The sequence below is a fragment of the Methylobacterium sp. GC_Met_2 genome (genome assembly GCF_026540795.1).
Taxonomy (GTDB): domain Bacteria; phylum Pseudomonadota; class Alphaproteobacteria; order Rhizobiales; family Beijerinckiaceae; genus Methylobacterium.
Window position 1 is genome coordinate 1 of record NZ_JALNUM010000224.1, and the last position, 3,189, is coordinate 3,189.

The following is a 3,189-nucleotide window of genomic DNA, read 5'->3' on the forward strand; positions in this document are numbered from 1 at the left end:
CCGGTCCAACGACATGTGCAGAAGCTGGCCGGAGACTTCCAGGGCCGGGGGGCGATCCATCCGGTGCTGCGCGGTGACGGTCTCGTGCGGTGGCTCTCCGAGTGATGAAAGGAGGCGTTGCGATGCCCCGTTGGGGACACGCCGTTGCGGGAATGCTCCTCAGCGGGACGATCCTGGGCCTCGGCATGCCCTCGCAGGCAATGGCCATGTCGGAGGCGCGCATGCGCATCGGGACCATCGAGGTCGCCTATCGCTATCTCGCGACGTGGTCGTCAGGCCCTCTCGTCCAAGGTCGAATGCCCGTCGACTACGGCGACAGAGTCACGTCATTCGGGCGGGTCTACAGCCGTGACGCGTTGAACGATGAGAGGCTGGCCGCCGGGCGGAGGTGGCCCGTCAGGCGCTACACACTCCGTCCCGGCACGTTGCGCGTTTCCTGCAACGTCCCAGCCCTCAAGTGTGCCGTGCGCTCGACCGTCGATTACAGGCTCTCGGACCCGGTCAGGCATATTTCAGAGCGCGGTTCGACCCGCTTCGACCTCGGCGTTGGTTTTAACGGCCCGCGGCCCAGCATCCTCTACGAGGACGGCGGCCTCGGCGCCGTCGGTCGCAGTGCCGCGGGACGTTGAGGCATAAGCGGTCGAAAGCGCCCGCCTCCGGCGCCGCGAGGGCCTGTCCCGCGTGTCCCACCAGACGCGGCGGGCAATGCCTTCAGGAGCCCATCCCCTCCTCGTATTGCCGCGCCCCCTCCCCGTTCGCCTGCGTGATGGGCGTGAGGTATGCCTCGTGCGTGTCAGCAAAGGCCGAGACGTCGGCGTCCAAGGCCGCCTCGACCTCGCTCGCCTGCCAGTCTCCAACCCGAGCAGTCACACTGAGGATCCCCGCGCAGGAGTTCAGCTACTCTGCCCTGAGTAGGTCGAGCTTGATCAGTGGGCTCGATGCGCGAGTGATCTCGATCGTCACCGTGCCTACGTCGAGCGCAAAGCGCACGCTCTTGCGCACCTCCGGACAGCCCGACTTGCCGCTGTGGGCCGCGGGCTTGAGGGTCGAGCGGCCATCCTGGCTGACATCGATCCAAGCCTCATTCGAAAGCGTCACTTGGTAAGTTCCCGCGGCCGGCACCGTAGCGGTCACGAAGCCCGCAAAGGTATCAGGCTTTGCCTCCTTCTCGGACGGGACCGGCAGCACGATCTCGGCGGCCGGTTTCAGGGCAAGCTGTACTGCGCTGACACCGCCCAACAGCGCCGAGCCGGACGCAAGCGCTGGCAGGCCCGGCGCACCGAAGGCGGCACGTTCCCGCGCCACCGACCATGCGAAGCGCGCGCAGGCCGGGGCATCCTCGGCCCTGGCCGTGTTGACCGAGAGGGCCACGAGCCCGGCGGCGAGGACGGCGCGGGAGATGATCATCGTCAGTCGACCGCGACCATGACGTCGGAAGCCTTGATCACGGCGTAGGCCGAACCGCCAACGGTCAGCCCCAAGCTGTCGACCGCCTCGTTGGTCACGGCTGCGGTGACGATCTGCCCAGGCATGATCTCGATCCTCACGTGGGCCGTCGTGGCGCCCTTCTCGATCGCCGCCACCGTGCCCTCGATGATGTTGCGTGCGCTGATCTTCACGATGTCCGCCTTTCTGAGCCGCTCGGGGCCGATTAGTTCTTGCTGCCATCGATGATGTTGAAGCCCTGAGCCTCGAAGAAGGGCTTGGCTGCCGCACTTCGGAGGTAGTCCAGGAAGCGCTTCGCGCCGTCGCCCTTCGCATCCGCTGTCACGGCGAACGGGTAGACCACGGGCGGATGGCTGTCGGCCGGAAACACACCCACGACTTTCACTTTGGGATCGGACTTCGCATCACTCTCGTAGACGACGCCGAGGGGCGCCTCGCCGCGTGAGACCAGCAACAGGGCCGCCCGCACGTTATCGCCTTGCGCCAGACGAGACTGGATCCCGGCCCACAAGCCGAGCTTCTCGAACGCAACCTTGGCGTACTTACCGATCGGCACCGAATTGACCTCGCCGGTTGCCAACCGGCCGTCCGGCCCGAGCGCTGCCGCGATGGCTTCCGGCGTGAAGGCCACCGCATTCTCCTTCGCGTCGGCCGGCGCGATGAGGACGAGACGATTGCCGAGCAGGTTCACCCGGGTGTCTTGGCGAATGAGGTTCTTCTTCGCGAGGTAGTCCATCCATTCCAGATCGGCCGAGGCGAACAGATCAGCAGGTGCCCCGCTCTCGATTTGCCGGGCGAGGGCCGAGGATGCCGCGTAGCTGGCCTTGAGTTCGACGCCCGACTGAGCGGTGAAAGCCTTGCCCGCATTGTCCAAGGCGTTCTTGAGGCTGGCCGCGGCGAACACGGTCGCGGTGTCGGCGGCTTGAACGACCCCAGGGGCGAGAAGCAGGGCGGCAACAAGGCCGATGCGGATCAGACTGCGCATGCTCGGAACGGTCCTAGGCCACGTGTGCGTCGGCTGCGCTATATCCTGCAGAATACACCGCTGGGAAGTCGTGATCGTGTTGGCTATGGACCCCCGATGAGGTGGCGCGGTAGCTGACCGCGTCGGGCAGACGAGAGGTGCGGGTGGCAAGCCTGAGTATCCGGATCGACGTCGGACCCGGCAACCGCATAGGTCCGGGTAAGGTGCAACTTCTCGAGATGATTGCCGAGCATGGCTCAATCTCCGCGGCCGGACGGGCGCTCGGGATGTCGTATCGCCGAGCCTGGCTGTTGATTGAGGCGATGAACGGTGGCTTCGGGCGTCCTGTGGTAGAGGCACAGATCGGCGGCAAGGCGGGTGGCGGTGCGCGCCTGTCGGCCTTCGGCGCCGATCTCATCGCCCACTACCGTGCGATCGAGCGCGCCGCTGACAAGGCTGCCGCGCCATTTCTCGATCGGATCGCTGCTCCAGCACAAGGCAAGGACGACGTGCCGCCGACCGCCGTCTCCTAAGAAGAACGACTGAAATCCAACGGGCCGCTATATCCAATTTGATACAGCGGCTGCTTCAGCTAACTCTCGCCCTGAAGCGAACGGTCAGAAATCCACCCAACCCCGTCGTACGGAGGCACTGTCGCCAGGACTCAAGCTGGTCGAAAGCTGCCGGCCCATATTGGAGCGACTGAAACAGCGAAGCGGACACAAGCCTCCGTCAGCGTTTACCGCGACATCGATCGTGACCGACTGCAGGTCAGATAC

6 protein-coding genes are annotated in these 3,189 nt (G+C 65.5%); 2 read left to right on the forward strand and 4 right to left on the reverse strand.

What is annotated here, in order from left to right; all coding sequences use genetic code 11:
- The first annotated feature begins 152 nt into the window (after window positions 1–152).
- Window positions 153–629, forward strand: coding sequence for a hypothetical protein (locus OXS49_RS32940; RefSeq protein WP_267428707.1), 477 nt, complete (start codon window positions 153–155; stop codon window positions 627–629).
- Window positions 630–711: 82 nt separating this feature from the next.
- Here OXS49_RS32940 and OXS49_RS32945 read toward each other — a convergent pair whose 3' ends face one another.
- From OXS49_RS32945 to modA, 4 genes are read right to left on the reverse strand one after another with little or no spacing between them, the layout of a single operon-like run.
- Window positions 712–870, reverse strand: coding sequence for a hypothetical protein (locus tag OXS49_RS32945; protein WP_267428708.1), 159 nt, complete (start codon window positions 868–870; stop codon window positions 712–714).
- Between the two features lie 27 nt (window positions 871–897).
- Window positions 898–1,407 carry a hypothetical protein gene (locus OXS49_RS32950; RefSeq protein WP_267428709.1) on the reverse strand — a complete coding sequence of 170 codons (510 nt, stop codon included), beginning with the start codon at window positions 1,405–1,407 and terminating at the stop codon, window positions 898–900.
- A gap of 2 nt (window positions 1,408–1,409) precedes the next feature.
- Window positions 1,410–1,619 (reverse strand): TOBE domain-containing protein, encoded by a 210-nt coding sequence (locus OXS49_RS32955; protein WP_243999495.1) that lies wholly within the window; start codon window positions 1,617–1,619, stop codon window positions 1,410–1,412.
- Between the two features lie 32 nt (window positions 1,620–1,651).
- On the reverse strand, window positions 1,652–2,431 hold the full coding sequence (modA, locus tag OXS49_RS32960; protein WP_267428710.1) for a molybdate ABC transporter substrate-binding protein: 780 nt from the start codon (window positions 2,429–2,431) through the stop codon (window positions 1,652–1,654).
- 143 nt (window positions 2,432–2,574) lie between these two features.
- Between modA and OXS49_RS32965 the strand changes: the two genes are divergently transcribed.
- Window positions 2,575–2,943, forward strand: a complete 369-nt coding sequence (locus OXS49_RS32965; RefSeq protein WP_243999673.1) for a winged helix-turn-helix domain-containing protein — start codon at window positions 2,575–2,577, stop codon at window positions 2,941–2,943.
- The last annotated feature ends 246 nt before the right edge of the window (window positions 2,944–3,189 follow it).